This window comes from Shigella sp. SIG6 (assembly GCF_053555815.1).
Map to the genome: position 1 here is coordinate 1 of NZ_JBQZXC010000075.1, position 17,918 is coordinate 17,918.

Here is a 17,918-nt window from a genome sequence, read left to right on the forward strand (position 1 = left end):
GAAAAATATGAATAATTCCATTAACCATAAATTTCATCACATTAGCCGGGCTGAATACCAGGAATTGTTAGCCGTTTCCCGTGGCGACGCTGTTGCCGATTATATTATTGATAATGTCTCTATTCTCGACCTGATCAATGCCGGAGAAATTTCCGGCCCAATTGTGATTAAAGGACGTTACATTGCCGGTGTTGGCGCAGAATACGCTGATGCTCCGGCTTTGCAGCGGATTGATGCTCGCGGCGCAACGGCGGTGCCAGGGTTTATTGATGCTCACCTGCATATTGAATCCAGCATGATGACGCCGGTCACTTTTGAAACCGCTACCCTGCCGCGCGGCCTGACGACCGTTATTTGCGACCCTCATGAAATCGTCAACGTGATGGGAGAAGCCGGATTCGCCTGGTTTGCCCGCTGTGCCGAACAGGCAAGGCAAAACCAGTACTTACAGGTCAGCTCTTGCGTGCCCGCTCTGGAAGGCTGCGATGTTAACGGTGCCAGTTTTACCCTTGAACAGATGCTCGCCTGGCGGGACCATCCGCAGGTTACCGGCCTTGCAGAAATGATGGACTACCCTGGCGTAATTAACGGGCAGAATGCGCTGCTCGATAAACTCGATGCATTTCGCTACCTGACGCTGGACGGTCACTGTCCGGGTTTGGGTGGCAAAGAACTTAACGCCTATATTGCTGCGGGTATTGAAAACTGCCACGAAAGTTATCAGCTGGAAGAAGGACGCCGGAAATTACAACTCGGCATGTCGTTGATGATCCGCGAAGGGTCCGCTGCCCGCAATCTCAACGCACTGGCACCGTTGATCAACGAATTTAACAGCCCGCAATGCATGCTCTGTACCGATGACCGTAACCCGTGGGAGATCGCCCATGAAGGGCATATCGATGCCTTAATTCGCCGCCTGATCGAACAACACAATGTGCCGCTGCATGTGGCATATCGCGTCGCCAGCTGGTCGACGGCGCGCCACTTTGGTCTGAATCACCTCGGCTTACTGGCACCCGGCAAGCAGGCCGATATCGTCCTGTTGAGCGATGCGCGTAAGGTCACGGTGCAGCAGGTACTGGTGAAAGGCGAACCGATTGATGCGCAAACCTTACAGGCGGAAGAGTCGGCGAGACTGGCGCTGTCTGCCCCGCCATATGGCAATACCATTGCCCGCCAGCCAGTTTCCGCCAGCGACTTTGCCCTGCAATTCACGCCCGGAAAACGCTATCGGGTCATTGACGTCATCCATAACGAATTGATTACGCACTCCCGCTCCAGCGTCTACAGCGAAAATGGTTTTGATCGCGATGATGTGTGCTTTATTGCCGTACTTGAGCGTTACGGGCAACGGCTGGCTCCGGCCTGTGGTTTGCTCGGCGGCTTTGGCCTGAATGAAGGCGCGCTGGCTGCGACAGTCAGCCATGACAGCCATAATATTGTGGTGATCGGTCGCAGTGCCGAAGAGATGGCGCTGGCGGTCAATCAGGTGATTCAGGATGGCGGCGGGCTGTGCGTGGTACGTAACGGCCAAGTACAAAGTCATCTGCCGTTACCCATTGCCGGGCTGATGAGCACCGACACGGCGCAGTCGCTGGCGGAACAAATTGACGCCTTGAAAGCCGCCGCCCGTGAATGCGGTCCGTTACCCGATGAGCCGTTTATTCAGATGGCGTTTCTTTCTCTGCCAGTGATCCCCGCGCTAAAACTAACCAGTCAGGGGCTATTTGATGGCGAGAAGTTTGCCTTCACTACGCTGGAAGTCACGGAATAATAAAAAAAGCCCGCCGTCATGCCGGGCAAAAGTCACCAGTTACGTTTATGCCACTGTCAACTGCTGAATTTTTTTCTCGCGGCGGATTTTGCGTTCTTCCATTACCGCCACTATCGCCATCAGGCAGATACAACCAATCGCGGCGATATCCAGCGCGGCGAAGGTGCCTGCCCAGCCGGTAAGGCCGAATACCGGCGTCCCATCGGCAATCATTCCCAGACCTAACTTGGCAAAGCTGTCACCAATCAGGTAAGCAAAGGTGCCTTTAATACCATCGGCAGCGCCAATCGCTTTTTTAGGTACAAAGCCAACAGCAGCCACACCAATCAACAATTGCGGGCCAAAGACCAGGAAACCCAACACAAAGAGAGAAGCCAGATAGATATATTCGTTACTGGCATGTTGATACACACCGAGCGTGGCGATAATCAGCGCCAGCGCGATGCAGGCCACCAGGCCACGGCGACCGTTCGCCAAGTCAGAGAGCCAGCCCCACAGCAGCGTACCGACCAGCGCACCAGCTTCAAACAGCGTAAAGCCCTGAATCGCCACCGCTTTAGAGAGTTTCAGTTCCTGGAACGCGTATACGGTTGACCACTGGTCGATACCAATACGTACCACATAGAGGAAAATGTTGGCGAAGCACAGCAGCCAGATCACTTTGTTTTTCAGCACATACTCAACAAAGATCTGCCACTTGGTCATATCGGTAGATTCTGTCTCTTTGTCCTCTTCGCTGATCTCCTCGCCGAACAGTTCTTCAGCTTTGCCGAGGCCATAAGATTCCGGGGAGTCGCTGCCGTAACGCAGGCCGATAAAACCGACAATCAGCGCGATAATCGACGGGAAGATAAACATGCCGATGACATGGCCATCGAACAGGTAATTTGCCCCGAACAGCGCCACACCTGCTGCGCCTGCACCGCCAAGGTTGTGAGAAATATTCCAGAAACCGAGGAATGTCCCGCGTTTACGACGCGGCGTCCATTTGGTGATGGTGGAGTAACTGCACGAACCGCCGGTACTCTGGAAAAAGCCGCTTAAGGCGTAGAAGGCAATCATCAGGAACAGGCTAACCGAGCCGCTGCCCATACTGGCACTGAAGCCCAGCATACAAATGGCAGAGAGGATAAGCATGAACGGCAGGAATTGTTTGGTGTTTTTGCCGTCGGCGTAGTATGAAACCAACGTTTTACCCACGCCATAAGTGATGGAGAAACCCAGGCCGATCATCCCCAGCTGCGTCATGCTCAACCCGTAGGTCGAAATCATATCGTTCTGCGCGATGTTAAAGTTCTTGCGAATCAGGTACATCGTCAGGTAGCCGATAAAGACCACCAGGTAGGATTGCATGAACGGTTTGAACCACATTTTGCGCCGCACTTCGAGCGGAAGGTCCAGGGTCGGCTTGCGAACCTGGTTTAGGAAAGCCAGCATAGGTTACTCCTGAAATGAATACCTGCGTGAGGCATGCATTGTAAAAATCAGCAGCAAATCAGGCCTGAGATAGCGTCCAAGAAAAACCTGGAAAATTTCTTAGTTTTGCCAGATATGAAGTGAAAAGGTGAGATGCATCACGCTTCACGCGGTGTCTGGGCGTTCAAAAAGGGCAGTAACAGCAGTGCGGAAATCCCGGCGGCGATAGAGATAACCACAAAAAATCCGCTCCAGTGCCAGGTATCGAGCACTTTCGCCAGCGGCCAACCAGCAAGCGACGCCCCCAGATAAGCAAACAAGCCGACAAACCCCGTCGCCGCCCCTGCCGCCTCTTTGTGGGAACACTCTGCCGCCGCCATACCAATTAACATCTGCGGGCCAAAGACAAAAAAACCAATGGTGAAGAAGCAGGTTGCCTGCATCACGTAGCTGGCAAATGGCATCAGCCACAGCGAGCCGACTGAAAGCAAAATTCCGGCGGCGAAAATCAAATTCATCGGCCCACGGTTGCCGTTAAACAATTTGTCCGAGCCCCAACCGGCTACCAGCGCACCGATAAATCCGCCCAGTTCAAACATCGTCACTGCCGTATTCGCCGTGACCAGATCGACGCCCAGCGTCTCGGACATATACAAATTGCCCCAGTCGTTGATCGCCGCCCGGACCACATAGACCAGCACATAGCAAAACGAAAGCAGCCAGATATACGGATTCAGCAACACATATTTGGTGAGTATCTCTTTACGCGTCAACCCTGCCCCTTCTTGTTGTTGCGCAATTTCCAGCGCGTCGTGCCGCCATTCACCGACCGCCGGTAAACCTAACGCCTGCGGGCAATCGCGTAGCCGCCAGCAGAGAAAAATCCCCACGACTATCGCCATACAACCAGCAATCATCATCCCGGCACGCCAGCCGTAATGCAGCGCGCTCGCTGCCATCACAATGGGAATGAGTGCGCCGCCGACGTTATGCGCCGTGTTCCATAATGCCCACCAACCGCCGCGCTCGGTACGTGAATACCAGGCCGTTAACAGACGCGCACACACCGGTGAACCCCAGCCCTGGAAAAAGGCGTTCAGCACCCAGAGCACGGCAAACGCCCATAGCGACGTCGAGAAGCCAAACAGAATGTTCATGATGCCCGTGGCGATAAGCCCTATCCCCATAAAATAACGGGCATTAGAGCGATCGCTGACAATGCCGGAGACAAACTTCGACACGCCGTAAGTAATGTAAAACAGGGTCGCTAACAGGCCGATATCGCTACGGCCGAGCACGCCGTTAGCAAGGATTTCTGGTACCGCGGCGTTAAAACTTTTCCGCGTGAAGTAAAACAGCGCGTAACCCAGCCAGATGGTCAGCAGAATATGCCGACGCCAGTAGCGATAACGGGCATCAATTTCATGTTTATCTGTCATTAATGGCGCATCGGCAGGCGCTTTCAGAAACGGCAACATCATCGAACCTTAGACATAACGTTGAGGTAGAGAAACGCTGACACGCGTGCCGTGCAGACAGGAAATGTGTAATGTGCCGCCCAGCGCCGTTACACGCTCGCGCATTCCGGTGAGGCCAAAACCTTGTTGCCCGGAACCCGGCGGCAAACCGCTGCCATCGTCTTCAATCACCAGCATCAACCGTTCATCCTGCTGCCAGCCTTGCAGCGTAACCGCGCTGGCATCGGCATGTTTCACAATGTTGTTCAGCCCTTCCTGGCAGACACGAAACAGCGTCACGCGCTGGTTTTCGCTTAATGCTGATTCATCGATACGCCATTCGAGATGGCTGACAATGCCGCGCCCTTCCAGCTCCATTTCCCGCATCAGTGAGCGGATGGCCTGCTCCAGGGTGAGATCATCCAGCTGGCGCGGACGTAACCGTCCTAACAAACGGCGCACCGTGTCGTAAACGCCCAGCGACAGTTGTTCGATGAGCTGCCCGCTCTGCTTCACACTGGCGTTATCTGCCGCCAGCCGCTGAACAATGCCCGCCTGAGTACGAATAGCAGTGATGGTCTGACCGATATCGTCGTGCAGCTCACGCGCCACGTCGCGGCGCACGCTCTCTTCGGTTTCTAACAAACGTTCAGCCAGATGCTGATTGCGCGCCAGTTCCTTTTGTAGCGACTGGTTAAGTTCACGCAACCGCTGGATGCCTGCGCCCAGTAACAACCCTGTCAGACTTTGCACCAGCAACGAGAGTAATAAATCCACCGGATGATCGCGCCAGGTTTGACTGGCGATCAGCGCGATGGCGTTCATCAACGTCGCAATCAGCGCTCCTTGCCAGCCATAGTGCCAGGCCAGCGCGATAATCGGCAGCGCCAGACAGAATGGCGTAAAGCGCGACAGTTCGTCCGGCAATCCCAACTGGAGCCAGAGACTGATAACAAACAGCAGCAAGTACCAGACCAGATGCCGCCCGCGCCAGTTGATGGGCTGAGAAACCAGTGACGGGCCGAGCGGCAGCCAGGTGTTATTGGCGAGATAGTGCCAGAACACCAGACATATCGGGGCCAGCGTCAGACCGCCAGTTAAAGTCAGCAACAGCGCATTCCACGACTCTTTGCCGTGCCAAAGCCAGGGCAGCGACTGCAACAACGCCGCCGCCGTTAACGCCGCACCCTGTAACAGCAAGGTGCGCCAGTCACGCTGATGGCGATAGCGCGAGATCAGCGCTACGGGCAGTAACGTCAGTAAACTACCGATCATCAATAACGGAAAATGGGTTAAACCGACCGCCTGCGTTAGCCAGTAAATCAGCAGCCACTCCGCACCCAGCAATACGGGCCAGTATCCGCGCGGGCATTGCAGCATTAGCCCCAGACGCAGACCAAACGGAAATAACAGCACCGCCATATCAGGGCGCTCAACCAGATGCAGGCTGATACTCCATAGGCAAAACCATGCGGCAGAGAAGATAAAAAAGCAGGCAATAACGGTAATTAAGCGGGAGAACAACGTCTTCATCACCAGCCATCAAACATGCGGCGCGCCAGCTCTACGTCGTTACTGACGCCCAGTTTTTCCATCAGATTGGCGCGATGGACGTGTACCGTTTTCGGTGACAAGCCCAGTTCGGCGGCAATCTCTTTCACCGCCATTCCTTGCGCCAGTTTTTCCGCCACCTGGCGTTCACGTTTGGTCAGCGGGTCCTGACGACCGGATGCCAGTTTAATGGCAATATCCGGCGTCAGATAACAGCCGCCCGTGGCAACCGTATGCACCGCAGCAATGAGTTCATCCGGGCTACAGCGTTTGGAAAGAAAGCCGCGTGCCCCCGCGTTAAGCGCCTGCTCAACCAGCGCAGGACTGTCGTGAACGGAGAGCATAATCGTCGCCATACCTTTCGGCAGCTGGCTTAGCAGCTCCAGACCGGAGATATCGGGCATGGAGATATCGCAAATACACACCTGCACACCGCGCCCCGGCAGCCCCGCCAGCGCCTCGCGCCCCGAACCAAACTCGGCAACTACCTGCAAATCAGGTTCCAGCCCCAGCAGCTGCGCAAAGCCGGAGCGGACGATGAGGTGATCGTCTATAAGGGCAACGGTGATCATGGTCTTGTCCTGGCGGGTAAAAAAAACGCGCTTACCTTAACGATAAGCGCGATGTTGTTCAAGCCTTGAGCGGTTACTGAAAAAACACCGCGATCTTGTTAAACATCGTCGGATCGGACTGATTACGCTGCACTTTCACGACATCTTCCAGCTTATCGATTTGGCTTATCATCTGCTCCAGACGCTGGTCGTCATTGACCAGTAGCCAGATATGGCTTTTGTCGCTGTCCTGAATCGGCAGACAAAGAATGCCTTCAACGTTAAAAGCGCGGCGGGCAAAAAGGCCACAAACGTGGGTCATTACGCCCGGATGGTTGCGAACGGTGAGCTCCAGAATTACGTTGTTATGAGTTGTGTTTTGCATGGCTTATTCCCCCACCATTTCAGTATTCGCCGCACCTGGCGGCACCATCGGGTAAACTTTTTCTTCGGCATCAATGCGCACATGGATCAGCGCCGGGCCAGGGCGATTGATGATTTCCTGCAATGCAGCCTGCGGATCGGCTTCGTTATTCAAATCACAGGTTTCGAGGCCGAATCCGGCGGCAATCTGCATAAAGTTGATTTTGCCCGGATAGGTGGCGGCAAAAACGCCTTGCTCGTAGAACAGACTCTGTTGCTGATGCACCAGCCCCAGCGCTTCGTTGTTCATCAGAATGATTTTGACATCCAGCTGATTTTCACTGGCGGTCGCCATCTCCTGAATATTCATCATCAGGCTGCCGTCGCCGGAGAAACACAACACTTTGCGATCCGGGTTCGCCAGCGCCGCGCCAATCGCCGCAGGCAGGCCAAAACCCATCGTGCCCAGCCCACCGGAGGTCAGCCACTGGCGTGGGCGATTGAGCGGATAAGCTTGCGCGGTCCACATCTGATGCTGACCCACATCGGTGGTGATAATCGCATTGTCATCGACACAGGCGGCAACGGCGTTGATCAGGCCGTAATGGCTTAATGGATCGCACGCTTTCGGGATTGGACACGGGAATTCGCGCTGCAAATCCGCTACCAACTGGTGCCACTCTGCACGCGGTTGCGCTTCCACCTGCGGGATCAATTGCGCCAGCACGTCATCAACATCCGCCTGAATCGCCACATGCGGCTGCTTGATTTTACCCAGCTCTGCACGATCGATATCGACATGAATAATTTTGGCATTCGGACAGAACTGCTCGGTTTTGCCAATCGCCCGGTCATCAAAACGCGCACCGAGCACAATCAACAAATCCGCCTCCTGCAAAATATAGTTGGTACTGCGCACGCCGTGCATCCCCAGCATACCCAGCGACAACGGATGCGCTTTTGGCAGCATGCCCAGCGCCATTAAAGTCATGGTGGTAGGCAGTTGCGCTTTCTCCGCCAGTTCACGCACCCGCGCAGGCGCATTGATCACACCACCACCCAGATAAAGCACCGGGCGTTTGGCAGCGTTAATCATTGTAGCTGCGTCACGAATGCTTTCTTCGCTAAAGGCGGGTGCAGCGGCTTTTTCTGCCACCGCGGGCTGAGCTTCAATCTCAAAAACCGCCGTTTGTACATCCTTAGGAATGTCTATCCACACCGGGCCAAGGCGGCCTGATTGCGCAATGCGGAAGGCATCGCTCATGACCTGTGGGAGCTCTTCGATATGTCTGACCAGATAGTTGTGTTTGGTGATGGGGATAGAGATGCCGTAGGTGTCCACTTCCTGGAAGGCGTCGGTGCCGATCATCGAGGCGGGAACCTGACCAGTGATGCAAATCAGCGGGATGGAGTCCAGCCGAGCATCAGCAATGGCGGTCACCAGGTTAGTCGCACCCGGCCCGCTACAGGCCATACAGACCGCCGGTTTACCGTCGGTGCGCGCCATTCCCTGAGCGATAAACCCCGCGCCCTGTTCATGGCGAGCCAGAATATGGCGGATTTGCGTGCTTTGGCTTAAGGCGTCGTAAACAGGCAGGATAGAACCGCCCGGAATGCCCGTCACAATCTTAATGCCCTGCTGTTCCAGGAAATGAACGATAAATTCTGCGCCGGTAAAGCGCTTACGCGTCGATGTTGTGCCCGAACTTGCCATGCTCCAGTCCTTTTCTTCTGGGCCGACTTTCCGGGAGGTGCTTAAACGAAAAACCCCGCCCGGTTTGCGCCGGCGGGGTTTTGGAATCGTGTGTTGTTCCAGTCCCTACGGCGCATTGCCGACGACCACCACCACACGCACGACGACCACTGCGGCGGATGGCGCAGTTGGTAGTAGTTTTGCGTTGAACATGGAAGTAGTCATTGGGGACCTTGTTGGTTTTGTGTTTAACAATATTTATACAAGCACAGCTTTACAGGGGAGACAATGGAAAATTTTTCAGCAAGGGAAAATTGAGGGGTTGATCACGTTTTGTACTGAATTGCAGATAACAAAAAACCCCGCCGGAGCGAGGTTTCGTCAGCCGCCTGCGGCTGGTAACCGCAAAGCACACTGTATTATGTCAACACTGAAAGTATACGTGTTCCGCGCAGAACGCGCAATTTCGGCACGAATTTTGACGTATTTAGTGCATAGTTGAGTATCGTTCACAGTTTGCGTTTTGTCCAAATATTACTGTTTATTTATACAGTAAACTTCTATAATATCACTGTACGCAATGTGTTATGCGGGGGCCGCATCGTTACCCGGCGCACTAAGTCCTGGCTGAAACGGGTGGTGCCGTCAGCGCCTTAACCCCGCGTGAGCACACTGTGTTATGTCAACAAGCACAACGTTTCTCCTTGAGATACCGCGTGCACAACAGCTGGCAACAGGCAGCGGAAAGGTACGTCAGCTGGCAGTGCTCCTGAACCACAGGAGACGCGTATGAGCCTGGTGGATATCGCCATTCTTATCCTCAAACTCATTGTTGCAGCACTGCAACTGCTTGATGCTGTTCTGAAATACCTGAAGTAATTCAGATTCAAGTCGCACCAAAGGGGAGCGGGTAACCGCTCCCCTTTTATATTTAGCGTGCGGGTTGGAGTCGGATGCGATGCTGACGCATCTTATCCGCCCTACCATCCCTCCCGGCAACATTTATTGCCGCTTTTGTTTACATATTCTGCCGCTAAACAATTCCCCATTCCTGGCGTATATCTGGCTAACATTCATCAATGTGATAGATTCCTCTCCCGCATTTATGGGAATGCGTAGTGACTTATTCTAATTATTTTTATAAAAGCATCCGTGATAATGAAAAGGCAAAGAAACGTCAATTTGTTATTGATGTTGGTATTACTCGTGGCCGTCGGTCAGATGGCGCAAACCATTTATATTCCAGCTATTGCCGATATGGCGCGCGATCTCAACGTCCGTGAAGGGGCGGTGCAGAGCGTAATGGGCGCTTATCTGCTGACTTACGGTGTCTCACAGCTGTTTTATGGCCCGATATCCGACCGTGTCGGTCGCCGACCAGTGATCCTCGTCGGAATGTCCATTTTTATGCTGGCAACGCTGGTCGCGGTCACGACCTCCAGTTTGACGGTATTGATTGCCGCCAGCGCGATGCAGGGGATGGGCACCGGCGTTGGCGGCGTAATGGCACGTACTTTGCCGCGTGATTTATATGAACGGACACAGTTGCGCCATGCTAACAGCCTGTTAAACATGGGGATTCTCGTCAGTCCGTTGCTCGCACCGCTAATCGGCGGTCTGCTGGATACGATGTGGAACTGGCGCGCCTGTTATCTCTTTTTGTTGGTTCTTTGTGCTGGTGTGACCTTCAGTATGGCCCGCTGGATGCCGGAAACGCGTCCGGTCGATGCACCGCGCACGCGCCTGCTTACCAGTTATAAAACGCTTTTCGGTAACAGCGGTTTTAACTGTTATTTGCTGATGCTGATTGGCGGTCTGGCCGGGATTGCTGCCTTTGAAGCCTGCTCCGGCGTGCTGATGGGCGCGGTGTTAGGGCTGAGCAGTATGACGGTCAGTATTTTGTTTATTCTGCCGATTCCGGCGGCATTTTTTGGGGCATGGTTTGCCGGGCGTCCTAATAAACGCTTCTCAACGTTGATGTGGCAGTCGGTTATCTGCTGCCTGCTGGCTGGCTTGCTGATGTGGATCCCCGACTGGTTTGGCGTGATGAATGTCTGGACGCTGCTCGTTCCCGCCGCGCTGTTCTTTTTCGGTGCCGGGATGCTGTTTCCGCTGGCGACCAGCGGCGCGATGGAGCCGTTCCCCTTCCTGGCGGGCACGGCTGGTGCGCTGGTCGGCGGTCTGCAAAACATTGGTTCCGGCGTGCTGGCGTCGCTCTCTGCGATGTTGCCGCAAACCGGTCAGGGCAGCCTGGGGTTGTTGATGACCTTAATGGGATTGTTGATCGTGCTGTGCTGGCTGCCGCTGGCGACGCGGATGTCGCATCAGGGGCAGCCCGTTTAAGCGCACGTCACCGCAGCATCGTCATCAGCTCCATGGGAGAACGATGCTGCTTTATCAGATCACGCATCACCCGCATATGCGGTGCGGAGTAAGAATAAAACGCCTGATAGCCCGCACAAAGCACGCTGTCTGGCGTCTCCTGCCGAGCGTGCGGGCACAGGCGATGCCAGTCGCACGCCTGGCAGTCACGGCGCGGTTGCGGGTTTTCGCTGCCACACCATTTTTGTAAGGTGGCGTCAAAAAGCTCAATCGAGATACGACTGATATCTGCCCGCACCCAACACTCAAACAGGGCAATTAAAAATTTCCCCCACAGCTCTGCTGTCACCGAAGCGGCCGTCAGATCGCCCCGGTCATCAAATTCAAGATGGGGAATGAGCTGTACGGAGCGGATGCCCCGCTGTTTGAAATTGTGATAAAAATCGGCAGGTTGCAGAGCATCCTTGTACTCTACAACCAGCTTATGCCTGTCCTCTTCAGCATCAATGACCTGACTTCCTGTCATGCGACTCTCTCAATAAATACGATAAGTTGATGTATATGCGTTACAGCAAACAGTATTGCGAGAGATAACACCGCGAGGGAGATCAAAAATTTGTCACGGACTACGTGAAATTGGGAAAAATCGCTATTCGTGACATTCATTAAATTGCGATTACGGGTGTAGTGCCAGAGGATCAGCGCCACGATGGCGAGGATGCCAATCGAAATCCAGAATAACATGCCCGCCTGGTGCCAGTTGTGTTTGATAGCCAACGCCATCAACGCGCCGTAGCCCAGCATGGTACGAAACCACGCCAGTGATGTGCGCTCCGGCTGCAGCCCTGGGTCGGCAATGCGTCTGGCTTTACGGCTATCCGGCATACAACACCAGTCCCATAACGATCACCGCCACAACCATCAATATTAAGCTGATGATTAATAAGCTGTTGGTGTAGGGCAGGTCCTCTTTCAGACGCATCGCTTTTTCATTGCGTAACCAGCGCAGGTAGCCATACATTGCTAACCCGCCGGAAAACAGACACAACAACAACGCCAGCAGTTCACGAATGACGGGCGTGGCGAAATCTGGCGCAAGTTGATCAAGCCCAACCCCCGCCGCCAGAAATCCTAGTGCGGTACGGATCCACGCCAGAAAAGTACGCTCATTAGCCAGCGAGAAGCGGTAATCGGGCGCTTCTCCAAGGCGGGAAATTTTCATTGTTGCTCCTTTGCAATTTCACTAACGCTCTATCTTTAGCGGTTTTTTTTAAGAATTTCGTCCGCCCGTTTCCTGATATGCTTTTGCCATCCGCTACAAGGAGGTCAGATGGGTATCATAGCGCAAAATAAAATCAGTTCATTGGGCATGCTGTTCGGTGCCATCGCTTTAATGATGGGGATTATCCACTTTTCATTCGGCCCTTTTTCCGCACCACCGCCAACGCTTGAAAGCATCGTGGCGGACAAAACGGCTGAAATTAAAAGAGGTCTTCTCGCCGGAATAAAAGGCGAAAAAATTACCACTGTGGAGAAAAAAGAGGACATGGATATCGATAAAATCCTCGATCAAAGCGGTATCGCACTGGCCATTGCTGCGCTACTTTGCGCATTTATTGGCGGTATGCGTAAGGAAAATCGCTGGGGCATTCGCGGCGCGCTGGTTTTTGGTATCGGCATCGTGTGCAGCATTTTGCTGATATTCCTGATTTTTTCCTTCCTGACCGGCGGTTCGCTGGTTTAAGCAGCCTGAATAATGCCCGCCGGGTGATCATCAGCGGGCATGATCGTCAGAATTTCTGTTTTTTCTCCTCCACCTTCACTCCTTGCGTCGGTAGGCCGGTGTCATAGTCGCATACCACTGGCGAATAGCCATCTTGTGGGCGTGGGCGAAACGCCCCCATCCAGCGCGGTCGTGCATCTTTACGCCACGGACGCAGACTCCATTGGTAACTGCGGAACGGATCGCGAATTTTGTCCATGTAATCCAATAAGGCGTCATGCATTTTGCTGCGAACGTCTGCAAAACGGATATCATCGATCAGGTTATGCATTTCATTTGGGTCATTACGGCGATCGTAAAGTTCATCACTGGTGAAGAGGTTGAGCACCAGTTTAAAGTCATCCGTCACCCAGCAACGCACCGGAATAAAACCGCCAAAGCTGTCATGCTCAATCTCGTAGCGGTTAAATTCCACCATCACGCCGCGTGGCTCTTTCACGGCAAGGATATTTTCCCCCGGCAGAATCTCTGGTTTTTCAATATCTGCCAGCGCCATCATTGTCGGCAGTAAATCAATATGACTGACTGGCGTATCGACCTGTCGCCGCTCCCCTTGCGGCGAACGGATGATCAGCGGAATACGGGTGATGTCGTCATACATCGCCGCTCCTTTACTGATCAGCTTATGTGCGCCCATCATTTCACCGTGATCGGAGGTATAAATGACCCACGTATTTTCACGTTGCTCTGGCGTTAAGGCATTGATGACACGTCCGATTTGGTCATCAACAAAGTCATTGCAGGCAAAATAGAGCGGATGGTGATAAAGCCCGTCATCACCGACTGGCGATGGCATCGCCTGCGCCCATAAGCGGTGATGTTCCGGTTTGTTCGCCAGGTCATCCTGTGATTTCTCGCCAAGTTCGTAGTAAAAATCAGCGTATTTCTCTAAATACTCCACCGGACAGGTGAACGGGTGATGCGGCTCATCATACGAAACCACCATCAGGAAGGGTTCCTCGGCGCGCACGGGCTGTTGCAGAAAATCTACCGCTCGATTGCTGATGCGGTGCGCCCAAGTGAAGGTTTCGTCAATATGGTTCGCCTGTAAATCTTCGACGCTGTTTAGGCCATTGCGCCACAGGCTGATCTCTTTTTCCGTCAGTTCGCTAAGATAGTTCGCCCCATCAAACCAGTAATCAGCATCCCACTCCGGCGGACACTCGCCAGTGCCGAAATAGTCATGACCGTCGAGATGCCATTTGCCGATATAACAGGTGTGATAGCCGGCATCCTTAAAGTAGCGCCCCATAGTGGAGATGTTTTTGCCTGGCGCGACGTTGTTGGTCCACGGGCCGGACTGGTTAGCGTAGATACCGGTGAATAGTCCGGCGCGTGCAGGCGTACAAACCGGTGAACAAGTGTAGGCGGAATTAAAGCGAATACCTTCCGCCGCCAGACTATCAATATTTTGCGTATTCAGCGGTTTACCGCTATAGCAACCGACCATATTGGTGGCCTGGGTATCGGTCAATTGGGGCGTTTCATAGGCTATCCTTCGCGTCGGGAGTAAAGGTTACGGCTGGGTCGTGACGATGCCGCCAGCTGTCAAAAATCAGGTAGACAATCACTACGGCAGCGATGAAATAACTGATCATCGCTAACCAGCGCGTACCGTAGCCGCCGAATTCAGCCAGCCCGACATAGACGCCAATCATCGCGAACAGGATACCAATTGACGCGATCTTGACGTTTTTCCACGGTTTCATGTCCACCGCAAACGCATCTTTGAAGGTGAACGGCGTGGCGCGCGGTTTGATAAAACCGATCACCAGCATCACGACCACGTTGATGCAGAACGTACAGGCCAGCACATAGAGGAAATGGAAGTCGAACTTCACCAGATAGTTGATGGTGATGTAGCTGATTATGCCAATCCCCATCGCCACTTTTGCCGCCAGCGCCGGGATGCGCGGGAAGAAAAAGCCCATAATGATGATGGTAACCAGCGGCACGTTGTAAATGCCGTTGAGCTGTTTCATCCAGCTATACAGCCCCTGCGGCGCGTTGGCGATCCACGGCGCTACCAAAACCGAAACGATAGCGATAAAGAAACCAAATTTGCGCCCGACGGTGACCAGCTGCTGCGGCTCGGCATTCTGGTTAATGATGCGACGGTAAATACCCATACTGAATAATGTACTGGCGCTATTCAGAAAGCCGTTGAAGGTACTGATCACCGCACCAAATAACACCGCGCCGAAGAAACCCACCAGTGGCACTGGCAGAACGTTATTGACCAGCGTCGGGTAGGCCATGTCGGCTTTCGGTAGATCCTGATACAGATGAAACGCAATCAACCCTGGCAGCACCAGTACCAGCGGGTCGAGCATTTTCAGCACCGCCGTTAACAGCGCCCCCTTTTGCCCTTCCGCCAGGCTTTTTGACGCCAGCGTGCGTTGCACGATGCCCTGATTTGTACACCAGTAAAAGGTGTTCACCAGAATTAAACCGGTAAATGCCGCGCCAATCGGCAAGGGATCGGTCGGGCCACCGACTGAGTTTAATTTCTCGGCGTGAACGGTGGTAATTTGCTCAATGCCCTGCATAAAGCTGCCCTTGCCCATCGCGATCAGGCCAAATACCGGCACCATCAACCCGCCGATAACCAGCCCAATACCGTTGATGGAGTCCGCCACTGCCATTGCGCGCAGTCCGCCGATCACCGCATACAAAATTCCCGCCAGACCAAGCAAAATTACCAGTAGCCAGATAGCCGCACCGTGAGAAATCTGTAGCGATTCCCCGACGTGAAACAGGCTGTTGAGCGCCAACGCGCCGGAGTAGAGAACAATCTGCAGAAAGCAGACGCCGGTGGCAATGAGGAAGCAGAAGTCGATGATAATACGCGTCGTTTTATCATAACGTTCCTCCAGAAAATCGGGGATGGTGGCAATGCCGCGCTTCAGATAGCGCGGTAAAAAGATTAGCGCGAGGAAGATCAGCGTCACCGCTGAAGTCACTTCCCAGCCCATCACCGACATGCCGCTTTTGTAGGCCTGCCCGGAAAGACCAACCAGTTGTTCCGTGGAAAGGTTGGTTAACATTAACGAAGCGGCAATAACCGGCGCTTTTAGTGAACGTCCGGCAAGAAAATAGCCTTGTTGCGATCCGGTATCTGTTTTGCGAACCTTCCACCAGGTGATCACCGCCACCAGCAGCGTAAAACCGACAAAACTCAAGATTTGTAACGAATTCATCTCATAGCCCTTATTTATGTTTATGTCCCGGACGCATGAATATAGGGAGAGGTAAAATGCGTCGGGTCAGGCAGTCAGATTCTTAAAATACAAACGTCGTATCCCTGAACGGATTGTTTTCTGTTAAGTTCAGGTTGTGAGCATAATTCGCCGGAGGGATATTAAAATGAATGGAAAATTACAAAGTTCAGATGTAAAAAACGAAACTCCGTACAATATTCCCTTATTGATTAACGAAAATGTGATCTCCAGCGGAATTTCTCTGATCTCGCTCTGGCATACCTACGCCGACGAGAATTACCGGGTGATCTGGCCGCGGGACAAGAAGAAACCGCTTATCGCCAACTCATGGGTTGCGGTGTATACCGTACAAGGATGTGGGAAAATTCTTTTAAAGAATGGCGAACAAATAACTCTGCATGGCAACTGTATTATATTTTTAAAGCCAATGGATATTCCCGTTGGTCAGCAAAGCGTTATTTATAATGGCGAAATTTATAATCAGGAACTCACCGAAGTTGCTGAGTTAATAACTTCACCAGAAGCAATAAAAAATAATCTGGCAGTCGCTTTTCTGACGAAAATTATTTATCAGTGGATTTGTCTTATGTCCGCAGATGGTAAAAAAGATCCACAACGGCGGCAAATTGAAAAATTAATTGCCACTTTACATGCCAGTCTGCAACAACGCTGGAGCGTAGCTGATATGGCTGCCACGATCCCCTGTAGCGAAGCCTGGTTGCGTCGTCTGTTTTTACGCTATACCGGCAAGACGCCGAAAGAATATTACCTCGATGCGCGTCTGGATCTGGCGCTATTAAAGCAACAAGGAAACTCGGTTGGCGAAGTCGCTGATACGCTCAACTTCTTCGACTCCTTTCATTTCAGCAAAGCCTTTAAACATAAATTTGGTTATGCGCCGTCAGCCGTGCTAAAGAATACGGACCAGCACCCAACGGATGCCAGTCCACACAATTAACGTAACTCTGGCCAGTACGCTTTGTTGGCCTCCAGCAACTCATCCAGAATAGCTTTGGCGACCGAGGCGCTCGGTACCGTTTTCGACAACGTAATCGCCTGCCACAGGTGCTGATATGAACGCTGTTCCCAGGCGTCCACGACCAGTTTTTCCACCGCCACTTGCTGACTCATTAACCCTTTCTGAAACTGCGGGATATCGCCGACCACCAGTGGTTCAGGCCGTAGTAGCGCACGCGCATCTGTTTGCGATCTTGCAGCCCAACAATTTGCGCCATCCGGCTTTCAATACCGATTGGCATGTCACAGATGTTGAGGATTTTCGCATTCGGGCGCAGACGACGCGTGGCTTCTGCGACAATTGCTGCCGGGTTGGAGTAGTTGAGCATCTAGGCGTTTGGTGAATATTTTTCCATATAATCCACCAGTTCCAGGACGCCGCCAATGGAACGCATGCCGTACGCTATTCCGCCGGGTCCGCAAGTTTCCTGACCAACAACACCGTGGCGCAGTGGGATTTTTTCATCCAGTTCGCGCATCGGGTACTTGCCGACGCGGATGTGCGCCATGACAAAATCAACGTCGCTGAACGCCACTTCAGGATCGGTGGTGTAACTAAACGCAATGTCCGGCGCTTTTTCTTTAAGGATGACTTTACAGGCTTCGGCAATCACTTCCTGCCGCGCGCCATCGTTATCATAAAATTTCAGTGCACGAAGCGGGAAACGGTCCTGATTCGCCAGGAGCATCAACACGATGCCTGGCGTAAAGGTGCTTCCACCGCCTGCGACAACCACTGAGAATTTGGTCATTATACTGCCTCCGTAATG

18 protein-coding genes and 1 pseudogene are annotated in these 17,918 nt (G+C 53.1%); 5 read left to right on the forward strand and 14 right to left on the reverse strand.

All coding sequences use genetic code 11. The features are described 5' to 3' along the window. Nucleotides 1–7 precede the first annotated feature (7 nt). On the forward strand, nucleotides 8–1,774 hold the full coding sequence (gene adeD, locus ACUU1M_RS12985) for an adenine deaminase (protein ID WP_001065666.1): 1,767 nt from the start codon (nucleotides 8–10) through the stop codon (nucleotides 1,772–1,774). A gap of 45 nt (nucleotides 1,775–1,819) precedes the next feature. Here adeD and uhpT read toward each other — a convergent pair whose 3' ends face one another. From uhpT to ivbL, 7 genes are all read right to left on the reverse strand, one after another. Continuing rightward, nucleotides 1,820–3,211, reverse strand: a complete 1,392-nt coding sequence (gene uhpT, locus ACUU1M_RS12990) for a hexose-6-phosphate:phosphate antiporter (protein WP_000879197.1) — start codon at nucleotides 3,209–3,211, stop codon at nucleotides 1,820–1,822. Nucleotides 3,212–3,348: 137 nt separating this feature from the next. Further along, nucleotides 3,349–4,668, reverse strand: a complete 1,320-nt coding sequence (gene uhpC / locus ACUU1M_RS12995; protein WP_005077620.1) for an MFS transporter family glucose-6-phosphate receptor UhpC — start codon at nucleotides 4,666–4,668, stop codon at nucleotides 3,349–3,351. Between the two features lie 9 nt (nucleotides 4,669–4,677). After that, complete coding sequence (gene uhpB / locus ACUU1M_RS13000) at nucleotides 4,678–6,180, reverse strand: signal transduction histidine-protein kinase/phosphatase UhpB (protein ID WP_024260816.1); 1,503 nt, start codon at nucleotides 6,178–6,180, stop codon at nucleotides 4,678–4,680. After that, nucleotides 6,180–6,770, reverse strand: coding sequence for a transcriptional regulator UhpA (uhpA, locus tag ACUU1M_RS13005; RefSeq protein ID WP_000633668.1), 591 nt, complete (start codon nucleotides 6,768–6,770; stop codon nucleotides 6,180–6,182). The genes uhpB and uhpA overlap by 1 nt, the downstream gene beginning before the upstream one ends. 73 nt (nucleotides 6,771–6,843) lie before the next feature. Beyond that, nucleotides 6,844–7,134, reverse strand: a complete 291-nt coding sequence (ilvN, locus tag ACUU1M_RS13010) for an acetolactate synthase small subunit (RefSeq protein ID WP_001181713.1) — start codon at nucleotides 7,132–7,134, stop codon at nucleotides 6,844–6,846. 3 nt (nucleotides 7,135–7,137) lie between these two features. Next, nucleotides 7,138–8,826, reverse strand: a complete 1,689-nt coding sequence (gene ilvB / locus ACUU1M_RS13015; protein ID WP_000168453.1) for an acetolactate synthase large subunit — start codon at nucleotides 8,824–8,826, stop codon at nucleotides 7,138–7,140. Nucleotides 8,827–8,931: 105 nt separating this feature from the next. After that, nucleotides 8,932–9,030, reverse strand: a complete 99-nt coding sequence (gene ivbL, locus ACUU1M_RS13020; RefSeq protein WP_001312198.1) for an ilvB operon leader peptide IvbL — start codon at nucleotides 9,028–9,030, stop codon at nucleotides 8,932–8,934. A 564-nt stretch (nucleotides 9,031–9,594) separates the two neighbouring features. On the opposite strand from ivbL, the gene tisB reads away from it, so the two are divergent. Then, nucleotides 9,595–9,684 (forward strand): type I toxin-antitoxin system toxin TisB, encoded by a 90-nt coding sequence (gene tisB / locus ACUU1M_RS13025; protein WP_000060506.1) that lies wholly within the window; start codon nucleotides 9,595–9,597, stop codon nucleotides 9,682–9,684. 123 nt (nucleotides 9,685–9,807) lie between these two features. Here tisB and ysdE read toward each other — a convergent pair whose 3' ends face one another. Next, nucleotides 9,808–9,882 carry a protein YsdE gene (ysdE, locus tag ACUU1M_RS13030; RefSeq protein ID WP_211180519.1) on the reverse strand — a complete coding sequence of 25 codons (75 nt, stop codon included), beginning with the start codon at nucleotides 9,880–9,882 and terminating at the stop codon, nucleotides 9,808–9,810. Nucleotides 9,883–9,963: 81 nt separating this feature from the next. Between ysdE and emrD the strand changes: the two genes are divergently transcribed. Further along, nucleotides 9,964–11,148, forward strand: a complete 1,185-nt coding sequence (gene emrD / locus ACUU1M_RS13035; protein WP_000828746.1) for a multidrug efflux MFS transporter EmrD — start codon at nucleotides 9,964–9,966, stop codon at nucleotides 11,146–11,148. A 7-nt stretch (nucleotides 11,149–11,155) separates the two neighbouring features. On the opposite strand, the gene ACUU1M_RS13040 is transcribed toward emrD, so the two are convergent. The 3 genes from ACUU1M_RS13040 to ACUU1M_RS13050 are packed head-to-tail and all read right to left on the reverse strand — an operon-like array spanning nucleotide 11,156 to nucleotide 12,349. Beyond that, the gene (locus tag ACUU1M_RS13040; protein WP_000148041.1) at nucleotides 11,156–11,653 is read right to left on the reverse strand and encodes a radical SAM protein; all 498 of its coding nucleotides are present in this window, start codon (nucleotides 11,651–11,653) and stop codon (nucleotides 11,156–11,158) included. Then, entirely contained in the window at nucleotides 11,650–12,012 is a 363-nt protein-coding gene (locus tag ACUU1M_RS13045; RefSeq protein ID WP_001113436.1) for a DUF202 domain-containing protein, read from the reverse strand. Before ACUU1M_RS13045 ends, ACUU1M_RS13040 begins: the two co-directional genes overlap by 4 nt. Continuing rightward, on the reverse strand, nucleotides 12,002–12,349 hold the full coding sequence (locus ACUU1M_RS13050) for a YidH family protein (RefSeq protein ID WP_000703959.1): 348 nt from the start codon (nucleotides 12,347–12,349) through the stop codon (nucleotides 12,002–12,004). Before ACUU1M_RS13050 ends, ACUU1M_RS13045 begins: the two co-directional genes overlap by 11 nt. A gap of 108 nt (nucleotides 12,350–12,457) precedes the next feature. Between ACUU1M_RS13050 and yidI the strand changes: the two genes are divergently transcribed. Beyond that, nucleotides 12,458–12,871: a protein YidI gene (gene yidI / locus ACUU1M_RS13055; RefSeq protein WP_000511292.1), complete on the forward strand. Its 414-nt coding sequence runs from the start codon at nucleotides 12,458–12,460 to the stop codon at nucleotides 12,869–12,871. 46 nt (nucleotides 12,872–12,917) lie between these two features. Here yidI and ACUU1M_RS13060 read toward each other — a convergent pair whose 3' ends face one another. Continuing rightward, nucleotides 12,918–14,360 (reverse strand): sulfatase-like hydrolase/transferase, encoded by a 1,443-nt coding sequence (locus ACUU1M_RS13060; RefSeq protein WP_044140943.1) that lies wholly within the window; start codon nucleotides 14,358–14,360, stop codon nucleotides 12,918–12,920. A 34-nt stretch (nucleotides 14,361–14,394) separates the two neighbouring features. After that, entirely contained in the window at nucleotides 14,395–16,110 is a 1,716-nt protein-coding gene (locus ACUU1M_RS13065) for a solute:sodium symporter family transporter (RefSeq protein WP_001087183.1), read from the reverse strand. Nucleotides 16,111–16,276: 166 nt separating this feature from the next. Between ACUU1M_RS13065 and ACUU1M_RS13070 the strand changes: the two genes are divergently transcribed. Then, nucleotides 16,277–17,089, forward strand: a complete 813-nt coding sequence (locus tag ACUU1M_RS13070; RefSeq protein ID WP_152028973.1) for a helix-turn-helix transcriptional regulator — start codon at nucleotides 16,277–16,279, stop codon at nucleotides 17,087–17,089. Here ACUU1M_RS13070 and ACUU1M_RS13075 read toward each other — a convergent pair. Then, a pseudogene (locus ACUU1M_RS13075) lies at nucleotides 17,086–17,900 on the reverse strand (family 4 glycosyl hydrolase). The gene ACUU1M_RS13070 and the pseudogene ACUU1M_RS13075 overlap by 4 nt on opposite strands. Nucleotides 17,901–17,918 lie beyond the last annotated feature (18 nt).

Coding starts and splice junctions, on each gene's coding strand:
- adeD (WP_001065666.1), top strand. CDS start 8: ATGAATAATTCCATTAACCATAAATTTCATCACATTAGCCGGGCTGAA.
- uhpT (WP_000879197.1), bottom strand. CDS start 3,211: ATGCTGGCTTTCCTAAACCAGGTTCGCAAGCCGACCCTGGACCTTCCG.
- uhpC (WP_005077620.1), bottom strand. CDS start 4,668: ATGTTGCCGTTTCTGAAAGCGCCTGCCGATGCGCCATTAATGACAGAT.
- uhpB (WP_024260816.1), bottom strand. CDS start 6,180: ATGAAGACGTTGTTCTCCCGCTTAATTACCGTTATTGCCTGCTTTTTT.
- uhpA (WP_000633668.1), bottom strand. CDS start 6,770: ATGATCACCGTTGCCCTTATAGACGATCACCTCATCGTCCGCTCCGGC.
- ilvN (WP_001181713.1), bottom strand. CDS start 7,134: ATGCAAAACACAACTCATAACAACGTAATTCTGGAGCTCACCGTTCGC.
- ilvB (WP_000168453.1), bottom strand. CDS start 8,826: ATGGCAAGTTCGGGCACAACATCGACGCGTAAGCGCTTTACCGGCGCA.
- ivbL (WP_001312198.1), bottom strand. CDS start 9,030: ATGACTACTTCCATGTTCAACGCAAAACTACTACCAACTGCGCCATCC.
- tisB (WP_000060506.1), top strand. CDS start 9,595: ATGAGCCTGGTGGATATCGCCATTCTTATCCTCAAACTCATTGTTGCA.
- emrD (WP_000828746.1), top strand. CDS start 9,964: ATGAAAAGGCAAAGAAACGTCAATTTGTTATTGATGTTGGTATTACTC.
- ACUU1M_RS13040 (WP_000148041.1), bottom strand. CDS start 11,653: ATGACAGGAAGTCAGGTCATTGATGCTGAAGAGGACAGGCATAAGCTG.
- ACUU1M_RS13045 (WP_001113436.1), bottom strand. CDS start 12,012: ATGCCGGATAGCCGTAAAGCCAGACGCATTGCCGACCCAGGGCTGCAG.
- ACUU1M_RS13050 (WP_000703959.1), bottom strand. CDS start 12,349: ATGAAAATTTCCCGCCTTGGAGAAGCGCCCGATTACCGCTTCTCGCTG.
- yidI (WP_000511292.1), top strand. CDS start 12,458: ATGGGTATCATAGCGCAAAATAAAATCAGTTCATTGGGCATGCTGTTC.
- ACUU1M_RS13060 (WP_044140943.1), bottom strand. CDS start 14,360: ATGGTCGGTTGCTATAGCGGTAAACCGCTGAATACGCAAAATATTGAT.
- ACUU1M_RS13065 (WP_001087183.1), bottom strand. CDS start 16,110: ATGAATTCGTTACAAATCTTGAGTTTTGTCGGTTTTACGCTGCTGGTG.
- ACUU1M_RS13070 (WP_152028973.1), top strand. CDS start 16,277: ATGAATGGAAAATTACAAAGTTCAGATGTAAAAAACGAAACTCCGTAC.